This window comes from Bradyrhizobium sp. CCGUVB1N3 (genome assembly GCF_024199925.1).
Classification (GTDB): Bacteria; Pseudomonadota; Alphaproteobacteria; order Rhizobiales; family Xanthobacteraceae; genus Bradyrhizobium.
The window spans coordinates 1,992,197-2,014,416 of sequence record NZ_JANADR010000001.1 but is presented as its reverse complement, the minus strand read 5'-3'; the positions used below and the strand labels follow the sequence as shown (position 1 = coordinate 2,014,416).

The window sequence follows — 22,220 nt, the reverse complement described above, 5'->3', positions numbered from 1 at the left end:
GCGCCAGAGGATTTTGTTCCGTCCGCAGGAACGATTAACGTCGCGAAGCGTCGTCGCCGGGCCCAAGATCGAATTCAAGATAGGCTCACGAGACTTCTACCGGGGGATGTAAACCTTGAAGTTATTTGTCTGCCAGGCCTGCAGCAACGTCCTCTATTTCGAGAACCGCGCCTGCGAACGCTGCGGCCACCGGGTTGCCTTCCTCCCCGAGAAGGAGATGCTCTCCGCGATCGAGCCCGACGGGACGGCCTGGGCGACGCTGGCCGACAAGGGCAAGGGCCGCATGCTGTGCGCCAATGCCGAGTTCGACGCCTGCAACTGGCTGACCGAGCCCGGCAGCAGCGATCTCTACTGCCGCGCCTGCCGGCACAACGGCACGGTGCCCGACCTGTCCGATCCGACGCAGCTTGCCGGCTGGCGCGAGCTCGAGGTGGCCAAGCACCGGTTGTTCTATTCGCTCTCGCGCTGGAAGCTGCCGCTGACGACGCGGGCAGAGGATCCCGCGCACGGGCTGATCTTCAACTTCCTTGCCGATGATCCCTACAGCGGCCAGCGGATCATGACCGGCCACGACAACGGCCTGATCACGATCGCGCTGACGGAAGCCAACGATATCGAACGCGAGCGGCGCAGGCTCGAGATGGGCGAGCCATACCGGACGCTGCTCGGCCATTTCCGCCACGAGGTCGGGCACTATTTCTGGGACGTGCTGGTGCGGGGCGGCGGCAAGCTCGACGAATTCCGCGCGATGTTCGGCGACGAGCAGATCGACTATGGGCAGGCGCTCCAGCGCCACTATGCGGAGGGGCCGCCGCCGGACTGGCAGCAGAGCTATGTCTCCGCCTACGCGACCACGCATCCCTGGGAGGATTTCGCCGAGACCTGGGCGCACTACCTCCACATCGTCGACACCCTGGAGATGGCCGCCGAATTCGGCATGGAGGTGCGTCCCAGGATCGATCGGGACGGCGAGCTGACGGCGCGCATCCGCTTCAACCCCTACATGGCAGCGGACGTCGAGAAGCTCGTCAACGCGTGGCTGCCCTTCACCTTTGCCATCAACAGCGTCAACCGGGCGATGGGCGCCCGCGACCTCTATCCCTTCATCCTGTCACCCGCGGTGATCGGGAAGCTGGGCTTTGTCCACGAGCTGGTGCGGGGTGCGACCAAAGCCGGCAGTCGATAGGGGATCGATAAGGCCGGCTTTGGCGAGGCGATAAGGCCGGCGCGCGTCGCTGGTACGCCAGGGCGGGGTGCGGATTTAGACCGTTGCCTCCGGCCGATTTTGCTGTACCACGGACACATCACGGCCTGTCCCATCGGCCCGAACGGGTGAGGGATGGGTCCCGCCCAAGGTCGAAGAACCAAGAAAAGCATGTTCAAGCGCATTCTGATCGCCAATCGCGGCGAAATCGCCTGCCGGGTCATCAAGACTGCCCGCCGGATGGGAATTGAGACGGTTGCGGTCTATTCCGAGGCCGACCGCGATGCCCTGCATGTCGAGATGGCCGACGAGGCGGTCCTGATCGGACCACCGGCCGCGGCCGAGAGCTATCTGGTGATCGAGAAGATCGTCGAGGCCTGCCGCAAGACGGGGGCGCAGGCCGTGCATCCCGGCTACGGCTTCCTGTCCGAGCGCGAGGCGTTTCCGCGCGCGCTGGAGGCGGCCGGTATCGTCTTCATCGGCCCGAACCCCGGCGCGATCGCGGCGATGGGCGACAAGATCGAGTCCAAGAAGGCGGCCGCCAAGGCAAAAGTCTCGACCGTGCCCGGCTATCTCGGCGTCATCGAAGACGACAAGCAAGCGGTGCGCATAGCCGACGAGATCGGCTATCCCGTGATGATCAAGGCGTCCGCCGGCGGCGGTGGCAAGGGCATGCGCATCGCGCATTCGAAGAGCGAGGTCGCCGAAGGCTTCAATCTGGCCAAAGCCGAAGCCAAGGCCTCGTTCGGCGACGATCGGGTGTTCGTCGAAAAATTCATCGTCGATCCCCGCCACATCGAGATCCAGGTGCTGGGCGACAAGCATGGCAACGTGATCTATCTCGGCGAGCGCGAATGCTCGATCCAGCGCCGCAACCAGAAGGTCATCGAGGAGGCACCGTCGCCGCTGCTCGACGAGACCACGCGCCGCAAGATGGGCGAGCAGGCGGTCGCGCTGGCGAAGGCCGTGAACTACGATTCCGCCGGCACCGTCGAATTCGTCGCGGGCCAGGACAAGAGCTTCTATTTCCTGGAGATGAACACCCGCCTCCAGGTCGAGCATCCCGTGACCGAGCTCGTCACCGGTATCGATCTCGTCGAGCAGATGATCCGGGTCGCCGCCGGCGAAAAGCTCACCATCGCGCAGAAGGACGTCGCGCTGACCGGTTGGGCGGTGGAATCGCGTCTCTACGCCGAAGACCCCTTCCGCAATTTCCTGCCCTCGATCGGGCGCCTCGTGAAGTACCGCCCGCCGGCGGAGCTAAGCAAAGACGGCATCACCGTGCGCAACGACACCGGCGTGCAGGAGGGCGGCGAGATCTCGATCCACTACGATCCGATGATCGCCAAGCTCGTCACCCATGCGCCCTCGCGCGCCGCCGCCATCGAGGCGCAGGCGACCGCGCTCGATGCGTTCTATGTCGACGGCATCCGCCACAACATTCCGTTCCTGTCCGCGCTGATGAACCATCCGCGCTGGCGCGAGGGACGGCTGTCGACCGGATTCATCGCCGAGGAATTCCCGAAGGGTTTTTCGGCGCGGGTGCCTGAAGGCGAGGTCGCACGGCGGATCGCCGCCGTCGGTGCCGCCATCGATCACGTGTTGGGAGAGCGCAAGCGACAGATTTCCGGCCAGCTCGGCGGCCGCGTCGTGCAGCGCGAGCGTCGCCGCGCGGTGTGGCTCGACCGCGAGGAGATCGCACTCGAGATCGCGCGCGAAGGCGAGGCGATCGCCGTGCGTTTCCTCGATGCCGAGGGCAAGGCGGGCAATACCCATCTCCTGGAGTCGCCTTGGAAGCCGGGCGAACCGGTCTGGCAGGGCACGATCGACGGCCACTTCATCGCCGTGCAGGCGAGGCCGATCCCGAACGGCATGCGGCTCGCCCATCAAGGCGTCGAGGTGCAGGTCTATGTCTGGACCGAGACGGAAGCGTCCTCCGCGCGGCTGATGCCGGTGACCACGGCCTCCGACACCGGCAAGAAGCTGCTCTGTCCGATGCCCGGCCTCGTCGTCTCGATCGCCGTCGCCGAAGGGCAGGAGATCAAGGCCGGCGAGACGCTTGCGGTCGTCGAAGCCATGAAGATGCAGAACGTGCTGCGCGCCGAGCGCGACGGCACGGTGAAGAAGATCCACGCCAGCGCCGGCGCCACGCTGGCGGTGGACGCGCTGATCCTGGAGTTTGCGTGAGGCGGCGGCGCAGTTCTAAATGTAGACCCTCACCCTGAGGAGCGCGCACTTCGCGCGCGTCTTGAAGGGCGAGGCCGAGAGCGGGGCCTTCGTCCTTCGAGACGCGCGTTCCGCGCTCCTCAGGACGAGGAACTGGGAGCGAAGCAACCATGGCCTTCCGTCAACGCCGCGAAAAACTGCGATCGATCCTCACCGGTCAGGGCTGCATCCGTCCCGGCTCGGTCTATGACGCGATCTCGATCCGCATTGCCGAGGATCTCGGCTTTCCGCTCGGGATGTTCGGCGGCTCGGTGGCTTCGCTCGCGGTGCTCGGCGATCCCGACATCGCGCTGATCACGCTCACGGAGCTTGCCGAGCAGATGCGGCGGATGTCGCGGGCCTCCGTGCTGCCGGTGCTGGTCGATGCCGATCACGGCTACGGCAACGCGCTCAACGTCCGCCGCACGGTGCAGGAGCTGGAGGCCGCGGGCTGCGCCGGCCTCACCATTGAGGACACGCTGCTCCCGCAGGCTTTTGCCGAGGCGAAGACACAGCTCATCTCGCTGGAAGAGGGCGTCGGCAAAATGAAAGCGGCGCTTGATGGCCGCAGCGATCCCTCGCTGGTCATCATGGGCCGCACGGGCGCCGCCGCGGTCACCTCGCTCGAGGACACCATCAAGCGAGCGCAGGCCTATCAGGCAACCGGCGTCGATGCCTTGTTCTTCACCGGCATCAAGTCGCGCGCCGAGCTTGAGGCGATCGCAGCGGCGACGCGTCTGCCGATCGTGCTGGGCGGCGCGCCCGACGAGCTGAACGCGCTCGACTATCTCGCCGGTCAGCGCGTGCGCATCGCGCTGCAAGGCCACGCACCGATCGCTGTGGCAACGCAGGCGGTCTACGACACGCTGAAGGCGCTGCGCGAGGGGACGCCGCCGAAAGACCTCAGAGGCCTCGCATCGTCGGAGCTGACCGGCCGTATCATGCGCGAGGCCGACGTGAAGGCGCGCAGTGCCGATTTCCTCGGGTTGAAGAGATGAGCCGAGCCATCCTCCAGGTCATGATCCGCGGCCGCGTGCAGGGCGTCGGCTATCGTGCCTGGGTCGAATACCAGGCGAGCGCGAGCGGGCTGGAAGGCTGGGTGCGCAACCGGCGCGACGGCAGCGTGGAGGCGCTGTTTGCGGGAGCGCCGACCCGCGTCGCCGAAATGGTGGCCTTGTGCCGGCATGGTCCGCCGTCCTCGCGCGTCGACAACGTCACCAGCGAGACCGCAGGCGAGGACGATTTGAACCTGCGGCGGGCAGGGGAGGCGTTCTCGGTCCTGCCGACGGTGTAGATTTCACCGCGGCAGCCTGGCGATGGCGTCGCTGAGCTCGTGGATCTCGTAGGGCTTGCGCAGGATCGGGAAATCGCCGCGCACGCCGGCAGCGGCATCGCTGTAGCCGGTCGCCAGCAGGATCGGCAGACCGGGGCGGATCTGGCGCAGGCGATGGGCGAGGGTGAGCCCGTCCATCTTGCCGGGCATCACGATGTCGGAGAATACGAAGTCGACGCCGTCATGCTCGATCTCGCGCAGCGCCTCCTCGGCGTCCGCCACGCGGCGTACCTGATAGCCAAGTTGCTCCAGCAGCGTGGTGCTGACCAGCGCGACGTCCGGATTGTCCTCGACCAGCAGCACGGTTCCGCTGCCGCGCGAGGGCGCGGCTGCGGCTTCGCGCTGTGGTTCGCTCGTCTCGCGCGGCAGGAGAATTGTGAATGCCGTGCCCTTGCCGAGCTCGCTGTCCACTTTCACGGTGCCGCCGGCCTGATGGGCAAAGCCGTGCACCTGGGACAGGCCGAGCCCGGTGCCCTTGCCGACTGGCTTGGTCGTGAAGAATGGCTCGAAGATCTTGTCGAGCACGTCGGAGGGGATTCCGAGGCCGGTGTCGGCAACGCTGATGGCCACGAACTCGCCGGCGTAAAGCTGTTCGGACAGCACCACATTGCGGGCGCCGATCGTCACGGTGCCGCCGTCGGGCATCGCGTCGCGCGCATTGATCACGAGGTTGAGCAGCGCCGTCTCGAGTTCGGACACGTCGGCCCTGATCGGCCAGATCTCGCGGTCGATGTCGAAGGCGAGCCGCACGGGGCTGCCGACGCCGGCATGGAGAACTTCGCGGATCGCCTTGATCCGCTCACCGAAATGGATCGCCTGGGGATTGACGCTCTGCCGCCGGGCAAAGGTCAGCAGCTGGGCCGTGAGCGCGGCGCCCCGCTTGGTCGCCGTATCGATCGCGGAAATCGCGCGCTCCAGCTTGGCGTCCTGCTCGGCGACCCGCTTGAGAACGTGAAGGCTGCCGCTGATGATCATCAACAGGTTGTTGAAGTCGTGCGCGACGCCGCCGGTGAGCTGGCCGAGCGCATCGAACTTCTGGGACTCCGCAAGTTGCTTCTGCATCGCCTCGAGCTTGAGCTCGGCGTTGCGGCGCTCGGTGATGTCGCGGGTGATCTTGGCAAAGCCGACGAGCTCGCCATTCTCGTAGATCGGATCGATCACGACGCTGGCCCAGAAGAAAGTGCCGTCCTTGCGGACGCGCCAGCCTTCTTCCTCGTAGCGCCCCTGTTCTCGTGCGATTCTGAGCGCGCGCGCGGGCTTGCCGTTGGCGCGGTCGATTTCGGTATAGAAGCGCGAGAAGTGCTGGCCGACGATCTCCTCGGGCAAATAGCCCTTGATGCGCTGACCGCCGATGTTCCAGCTCGTGATGATCCCGGTGGGATCGAGCATATAGAGGGCGTAGTCCGCAACCCCCTCGACCAACAGCCTGAAACTGCGTTCGCTATCGAACAAGTCTCGCTGTTGTCTGTACTTTTGCGCCATTTCTGGGCCCCAGCCTCGACCCGGGCAAACGCCTCAATGCAGACATTGTTCCGGGAGGCTGAGGTGTTTTTAGGCAAATGCCGGGAACGGTATGCAGGATTAAATCCCGCCTGCTCCCCTTGACGGGAAATCGATATCGTCAGATATTTCTGTTATGACAGAAACAACCGGTAAGAAGAAACTGCCTGCCGCCGTCGAGCGCTTCATCCTGCACTGGGGCGACATGGGAGACGAGTGGGGCGTCAACCGCTCGGTCAGCCAGATCCATGGGCTGCTCTATCTCGCGGAAGCGCCAATGACGGCGGAGGACATCGCCGAGACGCTCGGCATGGCGCGGTCCAACGTCTCCAACTCGATCAAGGAGCTTCTGGCCTGGAATTTGATCCGGCGCGTGCCGATCCTCGGCGACCGCCGCGATCATTTCGAGGCGGAGACCGACATCTGGGAGGTGGCGGCGCGGATCGCGGCACGGCGCAAGGAGCGGGAGATCGATCCTGCGGTTGCGGCCCTGCGGGCCTGCGTCTCCGATGCCACCGACGATCCGACGATCAGTCCGGTCGCAGCCAAGCGGCTGAAGGAGATGCTCGCCTTTACCGAGCTCGCGGACCACTGGTTCATGCAGATGCTCAGAGTGCCGCGGCCGCGGCTGATCGCGTTGATGAAGCTCGGCGAGAAGATCGCAAATCTGCTGCCGCTGGGCAAAGCCAAATAGCGCGAGGGGGGTTGCGATGACGTCGGCAAGATTACCAGGCTCTCACGCGTCCTTCCCCGCTCACACCAAATTCCTCGATGATCGCCGCTTCCGTGCGCTGTTGCCGGATGAGGATTGGGGGCGCCTGCCGCTTGCGACCTGGCGGAGGTTTTCCAAGCGCGTACGCGACGGCGACAGCGTCGTCTATGTCGGCGTCGTCGACGAGGTCAGCTTCAGCGATCTCGGCTGGTGGTTCGCGCAGGCCGCGCGCCTGATCGGCGGGCCGTTGCCGACCGGCCGCGACATCGGCGTACCCATGATCGTCACCGTCACCGAGGACGCGAAGAGCGCCGGCCAGACCTGGACGCGCATCTGTGCGCGCAGGGATGGATTTCCGCAGGTCATCCACTCCGCTAAGCGGTTTGAGGGGCCGACCGGGCTGGAGGAATATGTCGGCTTCGGCGTGTCGATGGCGCTGCGCATCGCGGTCGTGGACGAGGTGCTTGAGTTTCGCAGTGCCGGCTACGGACTCCAGATCGGCCGGCTCTGGCTGCCGCTGCCGAAATGGCTGACGCCCGGCGATCTCACGGTGACGCACCGCGATCTCAGCGAGGGCGCCTTCCGTTTCACCCTCGACGTCACTCACCCGCGTTACGGCGCGCTGATCCACCAGTCTGCCGTGTTCAGGGAGGCCGTGTCATGACATCGCTGTTGTGGACCCTCATTGGCCTCCAGATCGTGATGGGGGTGTTCGATACCTTCTATCATCACGAATTCACAGAACGCCTTGCCTGGCGGCCGTCACAGCGTTTCGAGCTGAAACTCCACGCGGTGCGCAACATGCTCTATGCGCTGCTGTTCCTGTTGCTCGGCTGGCTCGAGGTGCATGGGCTGCTTGCCGTTCTCATCGTCGCGGTGCTTATCGCCGAGATCGTCATCACGCTGATGGATTTCGCGAGGAGGATCTGAGTCGCAAGCTGCCGCCGAGCGAGCGCATCAACCACACGCTGCTGGCGATCAACTACGGCGCCATCCTGGTGCTGCTGCTGCCGGTCCTGATCGGCTGGGCCATGCAGCCGCTCGGCGCGACGGTCGTCTATCACGGTCTCCTCAGCATTGCCGCGACCGCCTGCGCGGTTGGCGCGGCGCTGTGCGGCCTGCGCGACTTTGCCGTGACGAGGCGGCTCGCGCGTATGACCAGCGCCCCCGCGCGTGACCTCGTTGACAAACTCGCCGGCTGCCAGACCGTGTTGATCACGGGCGCCACCGGATTCATCGGCAGCTGGCTCGCGGCAAGCCTGGCCGAGGCGGGGCATCAGGTCGTCGCGCTCATCCGCGATCCGGCGAAGGCTCAGATGTTGCCGCCGCCGGTGACGCTGATCACGAGCCTCGATCAGATTTCCTCGGACATGGGCATTGACGCTATCGTCAATCTTGCCGGCGAGCCGATTGGCAACGGGCTGTGGACCGAGGAGAAGCGTACAAAGATTCTCAAGTCGCGGATCGACATGACCGGTGAGGTCGTGAAGCTGATCGCGCGGTTGGTGCGCAAGCCGGCCGTGCTGGTCAGTGGCTCCGCGATCGGCTGGTACGGGCTGTGGGCCGACCAGGTGCTGACAGAATCGGCGAAGTCGCACGCCTGCTTCAGCCATGAGTTGTGCGATGCCTGGGAGAAGGCAGCGCGGCCGGCAGAGGAGTTCGGCGTTCGCGTGATTTACCTGCGCATTGGCCTCGTGCTCGGCACCGGCTTCATCACGCGCATGCTGACGCCGTTCGAGTTTGGCCTCGGCGGCCCGCTCGGGACGGGCCGGCAGTGGATGTCCTGGATCGAGCGCGACGATCTCATCCGCCTGATCGCCTATGTCGTCGCGACACCCGATCTCGCCGGCCCTATCAACGCGACCGCGCCGATCCCGGTCACCAATGCAAAGTTCACTGATGAGCTCGCCCGCCGCCTGCACCGGCCCGCGGTGTTTCGCATTCCTGGCGGCCTGCTGCGCCGGATCGGCGGCGGCTTCGCCGAGGAGCTTCTGCTCGGCGGCCAGCGCGTGCTGCCGAACAAGGCGCTGAGCCGCGGCTTCGTCTTCAGGCACGAGACGCTGCGCAGCGCGTTTGATGCGATCTTGTGAGGTCTACGCGCCTGCCACGCTCCGGAATGTCGCCGCCACCGTGCGCAGCGCGGCGAGGCTTGTGGGATCGCTGACCTTCGAGTGCAGCATCACCTTTGAGGTGCCGAGCGGCGGCAGCTTGTGGACCGGGCCGATATCGACGAGTCCGGGCGGCGCGATCCGCCGTGCCAGCGGCGCGACGGCGAGGCCGGCAAGCGCAGCGGCGACGACCGCGGTGACGCCACCGCCGAGGAAGCGCTCGCGCCAGGGGATGCCGGCCTTGTCCAGTGCGCGCACCGCGATGGCGCGCACGCCGCAGGGCGGTGCCAGGGTTGCGAGCGGCAATGCGTCGCCTGTCGGCAGGGTGAAGCGCTTTGACGCGAACCAGCCGAATGTGTCCTCGACGAGCTTTTCGCCGCCGCGCCGGCTGCCTTCCTGACGGACGATCACCGCATCGACCCGGCCCGCGTCGTAAGCGTCCAGCATCTCGCGCGAGAAGCCGATGGTGACGGCAAGGGCGAGCGTCGAGGACATTGCATGCAACCGCTCCAGTAGCGGCACGAGCTCGGAGCCGCCCGCATGGTCGGAGATGCCAAGCGACAACAGTTGCGCCGTCTCCGCCTCGCCCGACAGCGCGCGGTCATGGGCGTCCATCAGCGCCCGCGCTCGCGGCAGGAACGCAACGCCCTCGGCGGTCAGCTTCACCGCGCGCGGCGAGCGCTCGACGAGGCGCTTTCCAAGCAGCGTTTCAAGGCGCTGAAGCTTGAGGCTCACCGCCGCCTGCGTTGTTCCGAGCGCCTCAGCCGCGCGCGTAAAACTCTGGAGGTCGGCGACCAGCAGGAAGGCCTGCACCGTGGCGATGTCGAGCGTTGCTGTCATTGCAAATTGTTATCACTGATATCAACAAAGATAAGATACCAAAATGATGCGGCCGGGTCTAGTTTTCCTTGGACGCCGCGCAGTAGCTGCGCCGAAGCTTTCCAAGGAGAACCACCATGCCCCTGATTACTGTGTCTTATTCGACCTCCCGCCAGTCGCCGTCGCTCAAGGCCGACATCGCGAGCACCGTGTCCGAGCTCACCGCAAAGATCCTGCACAAGGATCCCACGGTCACCGCCATCATCGTGAAATCGGTCGACGCCAACGACTGGTTCGCCGGCGGCAAGTCGCTCGCCGAGCAGAAGCTCGCGAGCTACTGGATCGACATCCATGTTTCCGAGGGGACCAACACCAAGGACGAGAAGGCCGCCTATCTCGCCGCGATGTTCAAGCGCATGGCCGAGATTCTCGGGCCCCTGCATCATGAGACCTATCTGCATGTCGACGAGGTGAGGGGCGATGCCTACGGCTTTGGCGGCCTCACCCAGGAGCGCCGCTACATCGCCGGCAAGCTCGAAGTCGCGCCGGACCGCGCCGCCGCCTAAATCACGGCCTCCGGAAGCACTGCTTTGGTCGGGCCGAACAGCTCCTCAAAAGCCCGCCGCAGCGCGACGTCGACATCGGCCATCGTGACGAGGTGGCCGAGGTCGACCAGCGAGGTGACGCCATAGCGGGGATCGGCGACGCCGCAGGGCACGATCCCCAAAAAATGCGACAGGTCCGGCTCGACGTTGATGGCGATGCCGTGGAACGACACCCAGCGCTTCAGTCGCACGCCGATCGCGGCGATCTTGTCCTCATGACCGGGCCCCTTGTCCGGCCGTTTCACCCAGACGCCGACCCGGTCCTCGCGCCGCTCGCCGCGGACGTTGAAGGCATCGAGCGTGCGTAAAATCCATTCCTCCAGGCTCGCAACATAGGCCCGTACGTCCGGCCGTCGTCGCTTGAGGTCGAGCATCACATAGGTCACCCGCTGGCCGGGCCCGTGATAGGTCAGTTGCCCGCCGCGCCCCGCGGCAAAGGTGGGAAAGCGCGGATCGAGCAGGTCGGACGCCTTGGCGGAGGTGCCAGAGGTGTAAAGCGGGGGGTGCTCGAGCAGCCACACCAGTTCCGGCGCTTCGCCCGCGGCAATCGCCGCAACCCGTGCCTCCATGGCGGCGACGGCTTCGGGATAGGACACCGGGGCGTCCGAGATCCGCCACTCCACGGGCTGGCCCGAGGAGGCGGAAAACGGTGTCAAATCGAGGTCTTGGCGCTGATTTTCGGGGCTATTAACCATTAGCTAACCATAACGTGGTGATCATCACAGGCGCAAATGCAGAGTCTCCAGTTGCGGCGGTGCTGACGTGCCCACTCTCGACAAAGTCACCGTGGATCTCATGGTCGTCCTCGGGACGACCACCATGCCGGTCCATCAAGTATTACGTCTTTCCCGCGGCGCCATCATCGAACTGGACGCAACCGAGGCCGACGAGGTCAAGGTTTTGGCAAATAATCTGCCCGTCGCCAGCGGCGTCGTGCTGGTCGACCGCAATCGGATCGCGGTCGAAGTCAAGCAGATGCTGCCGCGCTCGCCCGGGACCCGCTAGGGACGGGCAGGGGCGAAACTTTCCTCAGAAGCTTGTGGAATTTGCAGCCTCAGCAGGCTTGTACCCCCCTGATGGATTTGTTAGATCGGCGCCGGTTGATCCGGCCGGCGCGAGCCCAAGCCGGTTTCTTAAAGCGCTCGTGGCGGAACTGGTAGACGCGCTGCCTTGAGGTGGCAGTGGGTAACACCGTGGGGGTTCGAGTCCCTCCGAGCGCACCACCCAATAAGACATTGATATAAAAGCGTTTTCGTCGCGCCTAGCGAGCGTAGCTGCGGCAAGTGATCAGTGCTTTGTCTCGCGCGCTTTCGCCTGGCCCCCAACGAGTCGATCACGCCCGCTCATGGGCGAGACAACGGGGGCACCTCAGCCACCAAGTTCCTCGGCGTGCCGTTCCAATACCCTTCGACATTGTCGACGAGCTGATCAGTGAGCGATTGGACAGCTTCACGGCTGGCCCAGGCAACGTGCGGTGTCAGGATAAAATTCGGTAAGTCGACCAGTTGCATCAGCGGATGATCGGCGTGTGGCGGCTCGACCGTCGCCACGTCAAAGCCCGCACCGGCGAGCTGGCCCGAGCGAAGCGCCTCGCCCAGCGCGACCTCGTCGACCAGGCCACCCCGCGCCGTGTTGATAAGCAGCGGCTTGCGCTCCATCAGCGCGAATTCGGGCGCTGCAATCATGTTGCGCGTCTGCGGCATCAAGGGCGCGTGCAAGGTGATGATATCGCTCTGTCGCAGCACGTCCTCGAATGGCGTGTAGAGGGGGCCCATGCCGGCTACGCCCTTGTAGGACGAGAACAGCGTGCGCATCCCGAATGCCCTTCCAATGTCGGCAACCGCGCGGCCGAGCGCGCCGTCGCCGATGATGCCGAGCGTAGCCCCCGAGAGATCATTGATGGGGTGGTCGAAATAGCAGAACTGTCCGGATTCGGCCCAGCGACCCGCACGCACGGAGTCACGATAGGCTGTCAGGCTCCGGCGCAGCGCGAGAATGAGCGCGAACGTGTGCTCGGGCACGGTGTTGACGGCGTAGCCGCGGATGTTGGAGACGGCGACGCCGCGCTCCGTGCAAGCCTTGATATCGACGACGTCCGAGCCGGTTGCCGCAATCGCGATCAAGCGCAGCTTCGATGCCGCGGTCAATTCGGCGCGTCGGATCGGTGCCTTGTTGGTGATGACGATATCGGCGCTCACAATTCTCTCGGCAACCTGATCGGGGTTGGTCGCGCCGAATTCGACCAGTTCATGCGGAAACGCAAATGGACGCAGGCTGATATCGGCCGGCATCGTGTCGCGATCGAGGAATACGATGCGTGCGGGTTCGGCGGCCTTCATGGTTGGCTCTCCCGGGGGTTTTGCGACGGTGGCGACGCGATCAAATTAGAGAATTGCCAATGCGGCAGCGACGATCGCATCTGCGGTGATTTTGAAGCGTTTGTACAGCGCGTCGGCAGGACCTGACGCGCCAAATCCTGTCATTCCGATGAAGGCGCCGTTGTCGCCCAACCAACGCTCCCAACCGAATTTCATCGCAGCCTCGCTGCCGACCCGGGCGGTGCCAGCCCCCAAAACCGAAGAGCGATAGCTCGCATCCTGGAGCTCGAACAGCTCCCAGCACGGCATGGATACGACCGCTGTCGGGATGCCTTTCGCTTGCAGGATGGTCCGCGCGTTCATCGCCAACGCGACCTCAGAGCCAGTGGCGAGCAGCGTGACACGGCGCTGTCCGTCGGCCTCCGCGAGGACGTAGGCGCCGCGTCGGGATTGGTTGTCCGTCGATGCGTCGGATCTGAGTTGGTCAAGTTGTTGGCGGGCGCACACAAGGGACACGGGTCCGCTCGTGTGCTCGAGCATGATCTCCCAGCATTCGGCCATCTCGGCGGCATCGGCCGGACGCAGCACAAGCATGTTCGGCATTGCCCGCAACGAGGCCAAAATCTCGACCGGCTGATGGGTGGGACCGTTCTTGCCGATCCCGATCGAGTCATGGCTGAAGATGAACTTGACCGGCAGGCCCATGAGGGCCGCCATTCGCATCGCGGGGCGCTCGTAATCGGCGAACGCGAGGTACGTCACGGCCAGCGGGATCACGCCGCCATGGGCGGCCATGCCGTTGGCGAGCGAGCCCATCGCATGTTCGCGGACTCCGCAGTGGACATAGCGTCCCCCTGTATTGGTGGCCGTGAAGGCCTGGAGCTGCCGCTTGTGGTTGGTCGGCGCTTCGAGGTCTGCGCAGCAGGTCATGATGTCGGGCACGAGATCATAGAGCGCACCTGCAACGTCGCCCGAGGTCTCGATGGAATAGGCCGGCTTTTGCTCCGCGATCGAACGCGCCTTGTAAGCCGACGTGACGTCACGCCAATCGCTGGGAAGGACTCCGCCGAAAGCGCGTTCGAACGCGGCGCGGTCGGCGCCGTTCAGCGTCGCGAGGCGTCGCTGCCAGGCGTCATATTCGCCGCGCGCGCGGATTCCCGCGTCGAGCCAGGCTGCGGCAATGTCGTTCGGAAAGGTGAAGGGCGCCGCCGGCCAGCCCCGCGAGGCCGCCATGTCATCGCGATCGGTGGCAAAGAGTTTGCCGCTGTGTCCGCCGCGCTGGCCTTGAAGCCGGCGAATGCCTTTCGCAATCGTCGTTCGGCACGCGATCAGCGATGGACGATCGTTCTTTCTTGCCGCCGCGAATGCATCGCTCACGGCCTCGATGTCGTGTCCATCGACCTCCGCGACATGCCAGCCCGCTACACGAAAGCGTTCGGCCACGTTCTCGGAAATGCTCAGCGAGGTCGCGCCGTCGTCGGTGATGCTGTTGTCGTCCCAGACAAAAACGAGATGGCCAAGGCGCAAATGTCCGGCGAGCGAAATGACTTCTGGCCCACCCCTTCCTGCAGGCAGCCGTCGCCGACGAAGGCGTAGGTCATGTGGTTGATGATTTCGGCCCCGAAACGTGCCCGCAACCGCGCTTCCGCAATTGCCATGCCCAGCGCATTCGCGATGCCCTGGCCGAGCGGACCGGTCGTCGTCTCGATGCCGGCGGCAGGATCGTATTCGGGATGCCCGGCGCAGTGCGAGCCCAGTTCGCGGAAAGACTTCACCTGAGGAAGCGAAATCTTCTCGTAACCCGTCAAATGGAGCAGCGCATAGAGCAGCATCGATCCGTGGCCGTTCGAGACGACGAAACGGTCGCGATCGGGCCAGAGCGGATCCTTCGGATTGAATTTCAGGTGGCGCGTGAAGAGCGCGGTCGCAATCTCCGCCATGCCGAGCGGAACACCCTGATGGCCTTCGCCGGCGCTCAGAATCGCATCCACGGCCAGAAAACGGATCGCGTCGGCCTGACGCTTGCCGACCTCGCCCGATGGAAAGGCAGAGGCGGAGATCACGGAGGCTTCATCTGACATAGGCAAGCACCATCTTCATGCGGCGTAACCGGGCCTGCGCCGCAGCACTCGGGCCCGCGTCCGGCGCGTTACGGGAGAAAACCGGTGGAGATCCAGGGAACGAAGGCTACGACGAGCAGTCCGACCACCAGTGCCGCCAGATAACTCCAGATGCGCTTCAGGCCTGCATTGGGGTCCACCTGGCCGATCGAGCATGCAGCGTAGTAACCGAGCCCGAAGGGCGGTGCGAACAGGCCGATGCCCATGGCGAGGATGACGACCATCGCATAGTGCACCTCATGCACGCCGAGCTGCTTGGCGACCGGAAAGAGCAGGGGCCCGAACAGCACCATTGCCGGGATGCCCTCGAGCACGCTGCCGAGCACGATGAACAGCACGATGGAGCCGACCAGGAAGCCATACTTGCCACCGGGAGCCTGCGCTAGCGCAGCAGCAAGCGCGTGCGAGAAGTTCGATTGCGTCAATGCCCAGGACATGCAGGTCGCTGCGCCAATGATGAACAGGATGGTGCCCGCAAGCGTCGCGGTGCCGACAAGCGCCGGATAGAGCTCGCGCCAGTTGAAGGAGCGATAGACGAGGATTCCGATCACGATCGCATAGGCAATGCCGATCGTGGCGACCTCGGTCGCGGTCGCCACGCCTTCCATCACGGCAACGCGGATGATGATTGGCAGCATCAGGGCTGGCGCAGCGATGACAAAGGTGCGGCCGATCGTGGTTGGGCTCGTTGTCCCGCGTTCCACCCCCTTGCGCTCCACCATGCGCCGCCGCGCGATCAGGGCCAGCGCCAGTGCCAGCACAATGCCGGGCATGATACCGCCGGTGAACAGGGCCGCGATCGAGACGCCCGTCACCGAGCCGATGATGATGAGCACGATTGACGGCGGGATCGTCTCGGCCATCGCGCCTGACGCCGCCAGCAGCGATACGAGCTCGCCGTCGTGGATGCCGCGCTTCTTCATGTCCGGAAAGAGCACCGGAGCCACCGCCGCCATGTCGGCCGTCTTGGCGCCGGAAATGCCCGAGACCAGCAGCATTGCGCCGAGCAGCACATACGAGAGGCCGCCCTCGATATGACCGACCAGCGCAGCCAGGAAATTCACCATGGCGGTCGACATGCGCGTCATGACGATGAGGTAGCCGAGCAGGATGAACAGAGGCACCGCCAGCAGGATCAATGAACTGACGCCCTCGTCGATGCGGCCCGGAATCACTTCGAGCGGCGTGGTCGTGGTCAACAGGAGATAGGAGACGGTCGACAGCCCGAAGCAGAACGCGATCGGCACGCCGGCGAGCACGCCGAGCCCGAGCAGGACCGCAAAGAAGATGACGAGATTCCAGTTGCCGATCGACTTGATCCACGGGCCGAGTACATGCAGTGCGCCGCCCAGCGCGGCGATGACGACAATGGCGAGGATGAGGTCGCGCCAGCCGCGATCGGCGCAGCGGACCAGGCTCGCTGCCAGCATGAGCACGACGCCGACCGGCAGGGCGGCTGCCCGAAAGGCGTCATTGAGGCCGAGTGCCGGCGTATGAACGAAGGTCTGGTCTTCGGTGAAATTGTAGGCCGGGCCGAGAATGAGCAGCAGGAACAGCGCGGGCGCCGCCGCGCCGACCGCCTCGAGCAAGCCGCGTAGCGAGCCCGAGCACTTGCCGACAAGCGCCGTCATGCGCATGTGCTGACCGCGCCGCTGCGCGATTGCCGCGCCGAGCATCGCCAGCCACAGGAACATGATGGAGGCGAGTTCGTCCGACCAGGTCAGGGGATGGTTGAAAACGAAGCGTGAGATGACGCCCGTGAGCAGGACCAGGACCTCGGCGACGACCACGACGGCTGCCAGCGGCTCGGTGACGAGCGCGAGCAGCCGATCGAGCGGTGCGGCGACGCCCAGTGCGGGCGCCACCAGCTCTCCCGACAGCGGCTCGGCGCTCATGCGAGCTGGCCTACGGCTTGTTCGAGCAGCGTCCAGCCCTTTTCGCCGAACTTGGTACGCCAATCCTTGTAGAAGCTGGTCTTGCCTAGCGCGGTCCGGAACGTGGCCTTGTCGACCTCGACGAACTGCAAGCCCTTGCCCGAGAGCTCGTCGCGCAGCGACTTCGAAAGCCCGGCAATATCGGCGCGCTCGGCGTCGGCAGCCTTGTTCAATTCGCGCGTGACGATCTCCTGGGCGTCGGCCGGCAGGCGCTGGAAGGAACGGCGGTTGCCGAGGATGATGTAGGCGTCCCAGACATGGCTGGTGAGGCTGCAATATTTCTGCACTTCGTAGAGCTTCGCCGTCGCGATGATGGCGAGCGGATTCTCCTGGCCTTCGACGACCTTGGTCTGGAGCGCCGAATAGACCTCATTGAAGTTGATCGGCGTCGGGCCGGCGCCGAGCGCCTGGAACAGGCCGGTCAGGATGGGGGCGGCCGGCACGCGCATCTTGAAGCCCTTGAGATCGTCCGGGGTCTTGATCTCGCGCGTGGACGAGGTGAGCTGACGGAATCCGTTGTCCCAGGATTTGCCGATCTGAAGGACGCCGACGTTCTCGATCTCGCTCTTGACGAACTTTCCGAGATCTCCGTCCATCGCCTTCCAGACCTCGTCATAGGAGGTGAAGGCGAAGCCCGTGTTGACGATGCCGACGGTCGGCACGAGCGTCGCGAGAACAGAGGAGCCGATGTTCAGATAGTCGACTGCCCCGTTTCGGATCTGGCCCAGGAGGTCAGTATCGGAGCCGAGCTGGTTCGCCGGAAACAGGTTGATCTCGACACGCCCGCTCGTTGCTTCCTTGATACGGTCGATCGCCTCGCGCGCGCGCTTGTTGACCGGATGCGACGGATCCTGGCCGGTGGCGAATTTGAGGGTGAACTCGGCCGCGTCACCGCGGCGCGAGAGAATTGATACGAGCGGAATGGATGCGCCCGCAGCCAGCACGACGCGTCGGCTCAGGCCCGTCTTGGATACCTTGGTCATCTCGTTCTCCCTGTGTCTGTGTCTTTATTGTTGTAGTGTCTTGGAAGGCGGTGTTTTCACCGCCAACTCTTGACGGCACTGCATATCGCCTGCGTCGAGATGCCGTAGCGATCGTGCAATGTCGGTAGCGCGCCTGCCGCGAGGAACTCGTCGGGCAGGCCGATCTGGTGGAAGAGGGGATGGACCCGCGCACGCATCAGCGCGGAAGCCACGGCCTCTCCCAGTCCTCCGATCACGGTGTGGTTTTCGGCGACGACGACGAGGCGTCCGGGCTTGCGGCATGCCTCCACGATCGTTTCCGTGTCGAGCGGCTTGATGGTCGGCACATGCAGAACGGCCGCCTGGATCTTGTCGGCTTCGAGCTGCTTGGCGGCCTCGAGCGCGCGCATGGTCAGCAGTCCCGAGGTCACGAACAGCACGTCGGCGCCGTCGCGCAGCAGCTTGGCTTTGCCCAGCTCGAACTTGTAGCCGTACTCGTCGAGCACGAGCGGCACCTGTCCGCGCAAGAGGCGCATATAGACCGGACCATGATGGTCCGCCATTGCCGGCACGACCTGCTCGATTTCGCAGGCGTCGCAGGGGTCGATCACGGTCATGTTCGGCATGGCGCGGAACAGCGCCAGATCTTCCGCCGCCTGGTGGCTCGGTCCGTAACCTGACGTGAGACCGGGCAGGGCGCATGCAATCTTGACGTTGCGATCCTCCTCCGCGATCGTCTGGTGGATGAAGTCGTAGGCGCGGCGGGCCGCAAAGACCGCATAGGTCGTGACGAACGGGGTGAAACCCTCCGCGGCGATGCCGGAGGCGGCGCCGAACAAGAGCTGCTCGGCCATCCCCATTTGATAGTAGCGGTCGGGAAACTCCTTCGCGAACACGTGGAGGTCGGTATATTTGCCGAGATCGGCGGTCATGCCGACGATGTCATGGCGTTCGCGCGCGAGCTCGACGAGCGCATTGCCGAACGGCGCCGGCTTGGTCCGCTGCCCTTCGGCAGCGATCGAAGCGATCATGGCCGAGGTGGTGAGGCGCGGCTTGGCGGCCGAGGCCGCCGTCGTTGTGCTGGTCGCCTTCATGCGTGCCTCCCGTCTTCAAGAGCCTGCAGCGCGAGCTGCCACTCGTGCTGATCGACGCGCATGAAGTGATTGCGCTCGCGGGCCTCCAGGAACGGCACGCCCTTGCCCATCATCGTGTCCGCGATGATCATGCGCGGCCTTGCGCCTTCATGCTTTTCGGCGGCATCGAAGGCGGCAACCACGGCATCGAGATCATTGCCGTCGATGCGCTGCACGAACCAGCCGAATGCGCGCACCTTGTCGGCAAGCGGCTCGAAACCCATCATCTGCTTGGAAGGCCCATCGGCCTGCTGATTATTGACGTCGACAACCGCAATGAGATTGTCGAGCCCGTAGTGCGCCGCGGACATCATGGCTTCCCACTTGGAGCCCTCGTCGAGCTCGCCGTCGGAGAACAGCGTGTAGACGCGGCTGTCGGAGCCCTTGCGCTTCAAACCCAGGCACATGCCGACAGCGATGCTCAGGCCAAGCCCCAGCGATCCTCCCGACATCTCCATGCCCGGCGTGTAGGAGGCCATTCCGGACATCGGAAGCCGGCTGTCGTCGAACCCGTAGGTCTCGAGCTCCGCTTCCGGAATAATTCCTGCCTCGATCAACGCGGCATAGAGCGCGATGGCGTAGTGGCCGTTCGACAGCAGGAAGCGGTCGCGCCCCTCCCAGGTCGGTTCTTCCGGGCGGTATCGCATCGCATGGAAGTAGGCGACGGCCAGCACGTCGGCGATGTCGAGGGCCTGGGCGATGTAGCCCTGGCCCTGAACTTCACCCATGCGAAGCGCATTGCGGCGGATGCGGTAGGCGCGTTCCGCCAGCGCGGGTTCATTGGTTCGCAGGTTGGTGCCGGCCATGGCTCGTCCCTTGGCTATCATCAGTGGATGTGCATGCCGCCATTCACGTCGATCACGGCGCCGGTCGTGTAGGCCGACAGATCGGAGGCCAGGAACAGGAAGATGTTCGCAACGTCCTGCGGCCGGCCGAGGCGGCTCAGCGGAATGCCCGCGAGAATCTCCTTCTCCTTCTCGGGCGGGATCTTGCCGATGTTGATGTCGGTGACGATCAGCCCGGGTGTGACGCAATTGACGCGGATGTTGTCGGGGCCGAGCTCGCGCGCCATCGCCTTGGCGAGGCCGAGCACGCCGGCCTTGGCGGCCGAATAATGCGCACCGCCGAGAATGCCGCCGCCGCGCTGCGCGGAGACTGACGACATGCAGGCGATCGCGCCCGCCTTGCGCGCACGCATGTGCGGCATCAGCGCCTGCGAGAGATAGAGCACGCCGCGCAGATTGACGTCCTGGATGCGGTCCCAATCCTCGGCGGTGATGTCCCAGACCTTCACGGGCTGGGTGATGCCGGCATTGTTGATGAGGATGTCGACCTGGCCGAAGGCCGCGATTACCTCGGACGCTGCACGCTCGCAGTCAGCCTTGTCGGTGACGTTGCAGGGAAGACCGAGATGCTCCTTGCCGAGTTCGGCGGCTGCCCTTGCTGCGCCGGCGCCGTCGAGATCGAGGATCGCGACCCGCGCACCCTGGGCGGCGAATGTTTTTGCAGTTGCGAAGCCAATGCCACGCGCGCCAGCCGCGCCGGAAATGATCGCGGTTTTGCCCGCCAGAAGCATATTCCCTCCGAGAAATCTTGTTTCGATTGGAGGGGACTATGGTTGAGGCCAGATAGTACGAATATACGCGAAATTTGCACTGATAGTTGAATCGTGCTCACCTATCGCATGGCTCCGCTACCCCTTCGGGCTCTCCGGGTTTTCGAGGCGGCCGCACGCACGGGATCGTTCCGCGCGGCTGCGGGCGAGCTCGGGCTGACGCCGAGCGCGGTCAGCCACGCGATCCGGGACTTTGAAGAGCAGATCGGGACGACGCTGTTCGAGCGTGCCGGACGCAGAATGCTGGTCAATCAGGCCGGCGAGGAACTGTTGCGGCGCGTGTCCGGTGCCTTTGACGAGCTGAGGAACGGGCTTGAGGTTGCCAGCGCACGCTCCTCCAACCTCTTGCGGGTTCATTGTGCGCCGAGTCTTGCGGCGCAATGGCTGATGCCCCGGCTGCGCGGACTGATCGAGAAGCATCCCGAGCTGGAGGTGAGGCTGGCCGCAGGAACGGACTATCCCCATTTCCGCAACGACGAGTTCGACGTCGATATTTGTTACGGACCGCCGCGCCAGGAAGGCATGGTTGTCCTGCCGCTCGGCGAGGAAATCATACGTCCAATGTGCGCCCCCTCGCTTGCCGGTGCCATCCGCGAACCCGCTGACCTGCTCAAGCTCCCGCTGATCGAAAGCGAGCAAAAGCGTGTCCGCTGGAATGCCTGGTTCGCGACAAACGGTCTCTCGGCGCCGGGCCCGGGCGGGTTTCGGTTCGATCGCAGCTTCATGGCGATTGCCGCGGCCGTCGATGGTCTCGGCGTGACCCTTGAATCGACACGATTTGCCGAGCGCGAACTTGCAAGCGGAAGATTGGTGGCTCCGCTGGCAGGCCGTGCGAACGATCCGTCCTATGTCGAGCACTATCTCGTCTGTCCGCCGCAGGCCAAGCATCGGCGCTCAGTCCGCACCTTTACGCGATGGATCACAAAGGAATTGGGTTTGGTGGAAACCGGTCAGAAACGTTAGGTGATCTTCGCAAGTCCTTGAAACAGCAGCAAATGCGATGGCGCTTCCGAGCGCACCACCCCTCTTATTTCCCAGTTTTCCAGGACGTGGGCGTCCTCACGGGCCTTCAGGCTCCGCTCAGCCATATTCTTCGCCGATCCCGTATTCCCGGTAGATCTCGAGCGGATCGGTGTCGGGGAACAGGCGGCATTTGGCCTGGGCGAGATGCAGGCTGACGGCGGCCGGCTCATTGCCGTTGGCGAGCAACTTGCGGATGTCGTCCATATGCGCGCGCGGCTGGTGCTTCGGCGCGAGCTGCTCCAGCGCGACCAGCGCGGTTGCCAGCGCCTCGGTGAGCACCCATTCGTCGTGGCCCGTGATTCCCTTCTTCGGCATCGGCAGACCCCACATCGGCTGGCAAAGCCTGGTGACTAACGCAGTGTAACGCGACTTCTGCTGAATCTCCATTGAGCCGGTGCGGCCGCCGCCGTCCGCGACGTCGCGGCAGGCCGCCTGCGCTCTCTTGCATTATGGCCAAGCGCAGCTAAAAGGCGCACGCGCGCGTCCGGCCACCCGGTCGATTCCCGGCCTGCGCCGCGCGGGCACTCTTAATCTTGGCTGCACAATGTTGGCGTAGACCAGCACCGACAGCATTCCAGGCCGGCCGTTCCGGCTTGCCTCCAACATCTCAGCAATTCGCAACGTCGTGC

The 22,220-nt window shown here is 64.7% G+C and carries 21 protein-coding genes, 1 tRNA gene and 2 pseudogenes; 11 read left to right on the top strand and 13 right to left on the bottom strand.

All coding sequences use genetic code 11. The features are described 5' to 3' along the window. The first annotated feature begins 115 nt into the window (after window positions 1-115). The 4 genes from NLM33_RS09565 (at window position 116) to NLM33_RS09550 (ending at window position 4,703) form a co-directional block, all read left to right on the top strand. Window positions 116-1,186, top strand: coding sequence for a putative zinc-binding metallopeptidase (locus NLM33_RS09565; RefSeq protein ID WP_254095823.1), 1,071 nt, complete (start codon window positions 116-118; stop codon window positions 1,184-1,186). 189 nt (window positions 1,187-1,375) lie between these two features. Then, window positions 1,376-3,391 (top strand): acetyl/propionyl/methylcrotonyl-CoA carboxylase subunit alpha, encoded by a 2,016-nt coding sequence (locus tag NLM33_RS09560; RefSeq protein ID WP_254095822.1) that lies wholly within the window; start codon window positions 1,376-1,378, stop codon window positions 3,389-3,391. A gap of 149 nt (window positions 3,392-3,540) precedes the next feature. Beyond that, window positions 3,541-4,407, top strand: coding sequence for an oxaloacetate decarboxylase (locus NLM33_RS09555; RefSeq protein ID WP_254095821.1), 867 nt, complete (start codon window positions 3,541-3,543; stop codon window positions 4,405-4,407). After that, on the top strand, window positions 4,404-4,703 hold the full coding sequence (locus NLM33_RS09550; protein WP_254095820.1) for an acylphosphatase: 300 nt from the start codon (window positions 4,404-4,406) through the stop codon (window positions 4,701-4,703). The genes NLM33_RS09555 and NLM33_RS09550 overlap by 4 nt, the downstream gene beginning before the upstream one ends. A 3-nt stretch (window positions 4,704-4,706) precedes the next feature. Here NLM33_RS09550 and NLM33_RS09545 read toward each other — a convergent pair whose 3' ends face one another. Beyond that, a complete protein-coding gene (locus tag NLM33_RS09545; protein WP_254095819.1) occupies window positions 4,707-6,224 on the bottom strand; it encodes a PAS domain-containing sensor histidine kinase in 1,518 nt (505 codons plus the stop codon). 154 nt (window positions 6,225-6,378) lie between these two features. Here NLM33_RS09545 and NLM33_RS09540 point away from each other — a divergent pair, with 154 nt between their 5' ends. From NLM33_RS09540 to NLM33_RS09530, 3 genes and pseudogenes are all read left to right on the top strand, one after another. Continuing rightward, window positions 6,379-6,936, top strand: coding sequence for a GbsR/MarR family transcriptional regulator (locus NLM33_RS09540; RefSeq protein ID WP_254095818.1), 558 nt, complete (start codon window positions 6,379-6,381; stop codon window positions 6,934-6,936). 16 nt (window positions 6,937-6,952) lie between these two features. Further along, window positions 6,953-7,618 carry a DUF4166 domain-containing protein gene (locus NLM33_RS09535; protein WP_254095817.1) on the top strand — a complete coding sequence of 222 codons (666 nt, stop codon included), beginning with the start codon at window positions 6,953-6,955 and terminating at the stop codon, window positions 7,616-7,618. Next, a pseudogene (locus tag NLM33_RS09530) lies at window positions 7,615-9,044 on the top strand (TIGR01777 family oxidoreductase). The gene NLM33_RS09535 and the pseudogene NLM33_RS09530 overlap by 4 nt, the downstream one beginning before the upstream one ends. 3 nt (window positions 9,045-9,047) lie before the next feature. Here the strand turns inward: NLM33_RS09530 and NLM33_RS09525 are convergent. Beyond that, window positions 9,048-9,902: a LysR family transcriptional regulator gene (locus tag NLM33_RS09525; RefSeq protein WP_254095816.1), complete on the bottom strand. Its 855-nt coding sequence runs from the start codon at window positions 9,900-9,902 to the stop codon at window positions 9,048-9,050. Between the two features lie 116 nt (window positions 9,903-10,018). On the opposite strand from NLM33_RS09525, the gene NLM33_RS09520 reads away from it, so the two are divergent. Next, a complete protein-coding gene (locus tag NLM33_RS09520) occupies window positions 10,019-10,447 on the top strand; it encodes a 4-oxalocrotonate tautomerase family protein (protein ID WP_254095815.1) in 429 nt (142 codons plus the stop codon). Here the strand turns inward: NLM33_RS09520 and lipB are convergent. Beyond that, on the bottom strand, window positions 10,444-11,181 hold the full coding sequence (lipB, locus tag NLM33_RS09515; protein ID WP_254095814.1) for a lipoyl(octanoyl) transferase LipB: 738 nt from the start codon (window positions 11,179-11,181) through the stop codon (window positions 10,444-10,446). The two genes, NLM33_RS09520 and lipB, sit on opposite strands and share 4 nt — an antisense overlap. A gap of 67 nt (window positions 11,182-11,248) precedes the next feature. Between lipB and NLM33_RS09510 the strand changes: the two genes are divergently transcribed. Then, entirely contained in the window at window positions 11,249-11,491 is a 243-nt protein-coding gene (locus tag NLM33_RS09510) for a FliM/FliN family flagellar motor switch protein (RefSeq protein WP_166819394.1), read from the top strand. A 133-nt stretch (window positions 11,492-11,624) separates the two neighbouring features. Beyond that, a tRNA-Leu gene (locus NLM33_RS09505) sits at window positions 11,625-11,709 on the top strand. A 120-nt stretch (window positions 11,710-11,829) separates the two neighbouring features. Here the strand turns inward: NLM33_RS09505 and NLM33_RS09500 are convergent. From NLM33_RS09500 to NLM33_RS09470, 8 genes and pseudogenes are all read right to left on the bottom strand, one after another. After that, complete coding sequence (locus tag NLM33_RS09500; protein WP_254095813.1) at window positions 11,830-12,825, bottom strand: D-2-hydroxyacid dehydrogenase; 996 nt, start codon at window positions 12,823-12,825, stop codon at window positions 11,830-11,832. Between the two features lie 45 nt (window positions 12,826-12,870). Then, the gene (locus tag NLM33_RS49590) at window positions 12,871-13,344 is read right to left on the bottom strand and encodes a transketolase C-terminal domain-containing protein (RefSeq protein WP_371930112.1); all 474 of its coding nucleotides are present in this window, start codon (window positions 13,342-13,344) and stop codon (window positions 12,871-12,873) included. Between the two features lie 6 nt (window positions 13,345-13,350). Further along, window positions 13,351-14,885: pseudogene (locus tag NLM33_RS09495) on the bottom strand (thiamine pyrophosphate-dependent enzyme); the annotation flags it as partial. Between the two features lie 68 nt (window positions 14,886-14,953). Then, complete coding sequence (locus NLM33_RS09490) at window positions 14,954-16,819, bottom strand: TRAP transporter large permease subunit (protein ID WP_254095812.1); 1,866 nt, start codon at window positions 16,817-16,819, stop codon at window positions 14,954-14,956. Continuing rightward, a complete protein-coding gene (locus NLM33_RS09485; protein ID WP_254095811.1) occupies window positions 16,816-17,841 on the bottom strand; it encodes a TRAP transporter substrate-binding protein in 1,026 nt (341 codons plus the stop codon). The genes NLM33_RS09490 and NLM33_RS09485 overlap by 4 nt, the downstream gene beginning before the upstream one ends. Window positions 17,842-17,897: 56 nt before the next feature. Further along, window positions 17,898-18,914 carry a transketolase family protein gene (locus NLM33_RS09480; protein ID WP_254095810.1) on the bottom strand — a complete coding sequence of 339 codons (1,017 nt, stop codon included), beginning with the start codon at window positions 18,912-18,914 and terminating at the stop codon, window positions 17,898-17,900. After that, on the bottom strand, window positions 18,911-19,759 hold the full coding sequence (locus NLM33_RS09475; RefSeq protein WP_254095809.1) for a transketolase: 849 nt from the start codon (window positions 19,757-19,759) through the stop codon (window positions 18,911-18,913). The genes NLM33_RS09480 and NLM33_RS09475 overlap by 4 nt, the downstream gene beginning before the upstream one ends. A 20-nt stretch (window positions 19,760-19,779) precedes the next feature. Further along, on the bottom strand, window positions 19,780-20,529 hold the full coding sequence (locus NLM33_RS09470; protein WP_254095808.1) for an SDR family NAD(P)-dependent oxidoreductase: 750 nt from the start codon (window positions 20,527-20,529) through the stop codon (window positions 19,780-19,782). Between the two features lie 108 nt (window positions 20,530-20,637). On the opposite strand from NLM33_RS09470, the gene NLM33_RS09465 reads away from it, so the two are divergent. Continuing rightward, entirely contained in the window at window positions 20,638-21,531 is an 894-nt protein-coding gene (locus NLM33_RS09465; protein WP_254105703.1) for a LysR substrate-binding domain-containing protein, read from the top strand. Here NLM33_RS09465 and NLM33_RS49240 read toward each other — a convergent pair. Together NLM33_RS49240 and NLM33_RS09460 are read right to left on the bottom strand one after the other, a co-directional pair. Next, window positions 21,528-21,656 (bottom strand): hypothetical protein, encoded by a 129-nt coding sequence (locus NLM33_RS49240; RefSeq protein WP_256570522.1) that lies wholly within the window; start codon window positions 21,654-21,656, stop codon window positions 21,528-21,530. The two genes, NLM33_RS09465 and NLM33_RS49240, sit on opposite strands and share 4 nt — an antisense overlap. Beyond that, complete coding sequence (locus tag NLM33_RS09460; protein ID WP_254095807.1) at window positions 21,649-21,906, bottom strand: hypothetical protein; 258 nt, start codon at window positions 21,904-21,906, stop codon at window positions 21,649-21,651. Before NLM33_RS09460 ends, NLM33_RS49240 begins: the two co-directional genes overlap by 8 nt. Between the last annotated feature and the right edge of the window lie 314 nt (window positions 21,907-22,220).

Excerpts from the sequence above, each read along its gene's own strand:
- NLM33_RS09560 (WP_254095822.1), top strand. The coding sequence starts at position 1,376 with ATGTTCAAGCGCATTCTGATCGCCAATCGCGGCGAAATCGCCTGCCGG.
- NLM33_RS09555 (WP_254095821.1), top strand. The coding sequence starts at position 3,541 with ATGGCCTTCCGTCAACGCCGCGAAAAACTGCGATCGATCCTCACCGGT.
- NLM33_RS09550 (WP_254095820.1), top strand. The coding sequence starts at position 4,404 with ATGAGCCGAGCCATCCTCCAGGTCATGATCCGCGGCCGCGTGCAGGGC.
- NLM33_RS09545 (WP_254095819.1), bottom strand. The coding sequence starts at position 6,224 with ATGGCGCAAAAGTACAGACAACAGCGAGACTTGTTCGATAGCGAACGC.
- NLM33_RS09540 (WP_254095818.1), top strand. The coding sequence starts at position 6,379 with ATGACAGAAACAACCGGTAAGAAGAAACTGCCTGCCGCCGTCGAGCGC.
- NLM33_RS09535 (WP_254095817.1), top strand. The coding sequence starts at position 6,953 with ATGACGTCGGCAAGATTACCAGGCTCTCACGCGTCCTTCCCCGCTCAC.
- NLM33_RS09525 (WP_254095816.1), bottom strand. The coding sequence starts at position 9,902 with ATGACAGCAACGCTCGACATCGCCACGGTGCAGGCCTTCCTGCTGGTC.
- NLM33_RS09520 (WP_254095815.1), top strand. The coding sequence starts at position 10,019 with ATGCCCCTGATTACTGTGTCTTATTCGACCTCCCGCCAGTCGCCGTCG.
- lipB (WP_254095814.1), bottom strand. The coding sequence starts at position 11,181 with ATGGTTAATAGCCCCGAAAATCAGCGCCAAGACCTCGATTTGACACCG.
- NLM33_RS09500 (WP_254095813.1), bottom strand. The coding sequence starts at position 12,825 with ATGAAGGCCGCCGAACCCGCACGCATCGTATTCCTCGATCGCGACACG.
- NLM33_RS49590 (WP_371930112.1), bottom strand. The coding sequence starts at position 13,344 with ATGCTCGAGCACACGAGCGGACCCGTGTCCCTTGTGTGCGCCCGCCAA.
- NLM33_RS09490 (WP_254095812.1), bottom strand. The coding sequence starts at position 16,819 with ATGAGCGCCGAGCCGCTGTCGGGAGAGCTGGTGGCGCCCGCACTGGGC.
- NLM33_RS09485 (WP_254095811.1), bottom strand. The coding sequence starts at position 17,841 with ATGACCAAGGTATCCAAGACGGGCCTGAGCCGACGCGTCGTGCTGGCT.
- NLM33_RS09480 (WP_254095810.1), bottom strand. The coding sequence starts at position 18,914 with ATGAAGGCGACCAGCACAACGACGGCGGCCTCGGCCGCCAAGCCGCGC.
- NLM33_RS09475 (WP_254095809.1), bottom strand. The coding sequence starts at position 19,759 with ATGGCCGGCACCAACCTGCGAACCAATGAACCCGCGCTGGCGGAACGC.
- NLM33_RS09470 (WP_254095808.1), bottom strand. The coding sequence starts at position 20,529 with ATGCTTCTGGCGGGCAAAACCGCGATCATTTCCGGCGCGGCTGGCGCG.
- NLM33_RS09465 (WP_254105703.1), top strand. The coding sequence starts at position 20,638 with ATGGCTCCGCTACCCCTTCGGGCTCTCCGGGTTTTCGAGGCGGCCGCA.
- NLM33_RS49240 (WP_256570522.1), bottom strand. The coding sequence starts at position 21,656 with ATGGCTGAGCGGAGCCTGAAGGCCCGTGAGGACGCCCACGTCCTGGAA.
- NLM33_RS09460 (WP_254095807.1), bottom strand. The coding sequence starts at position 21,906 with ATGCCGAAGAAGGGAATCACGGGCCACGACGAATGGGTGCTCACCGAG.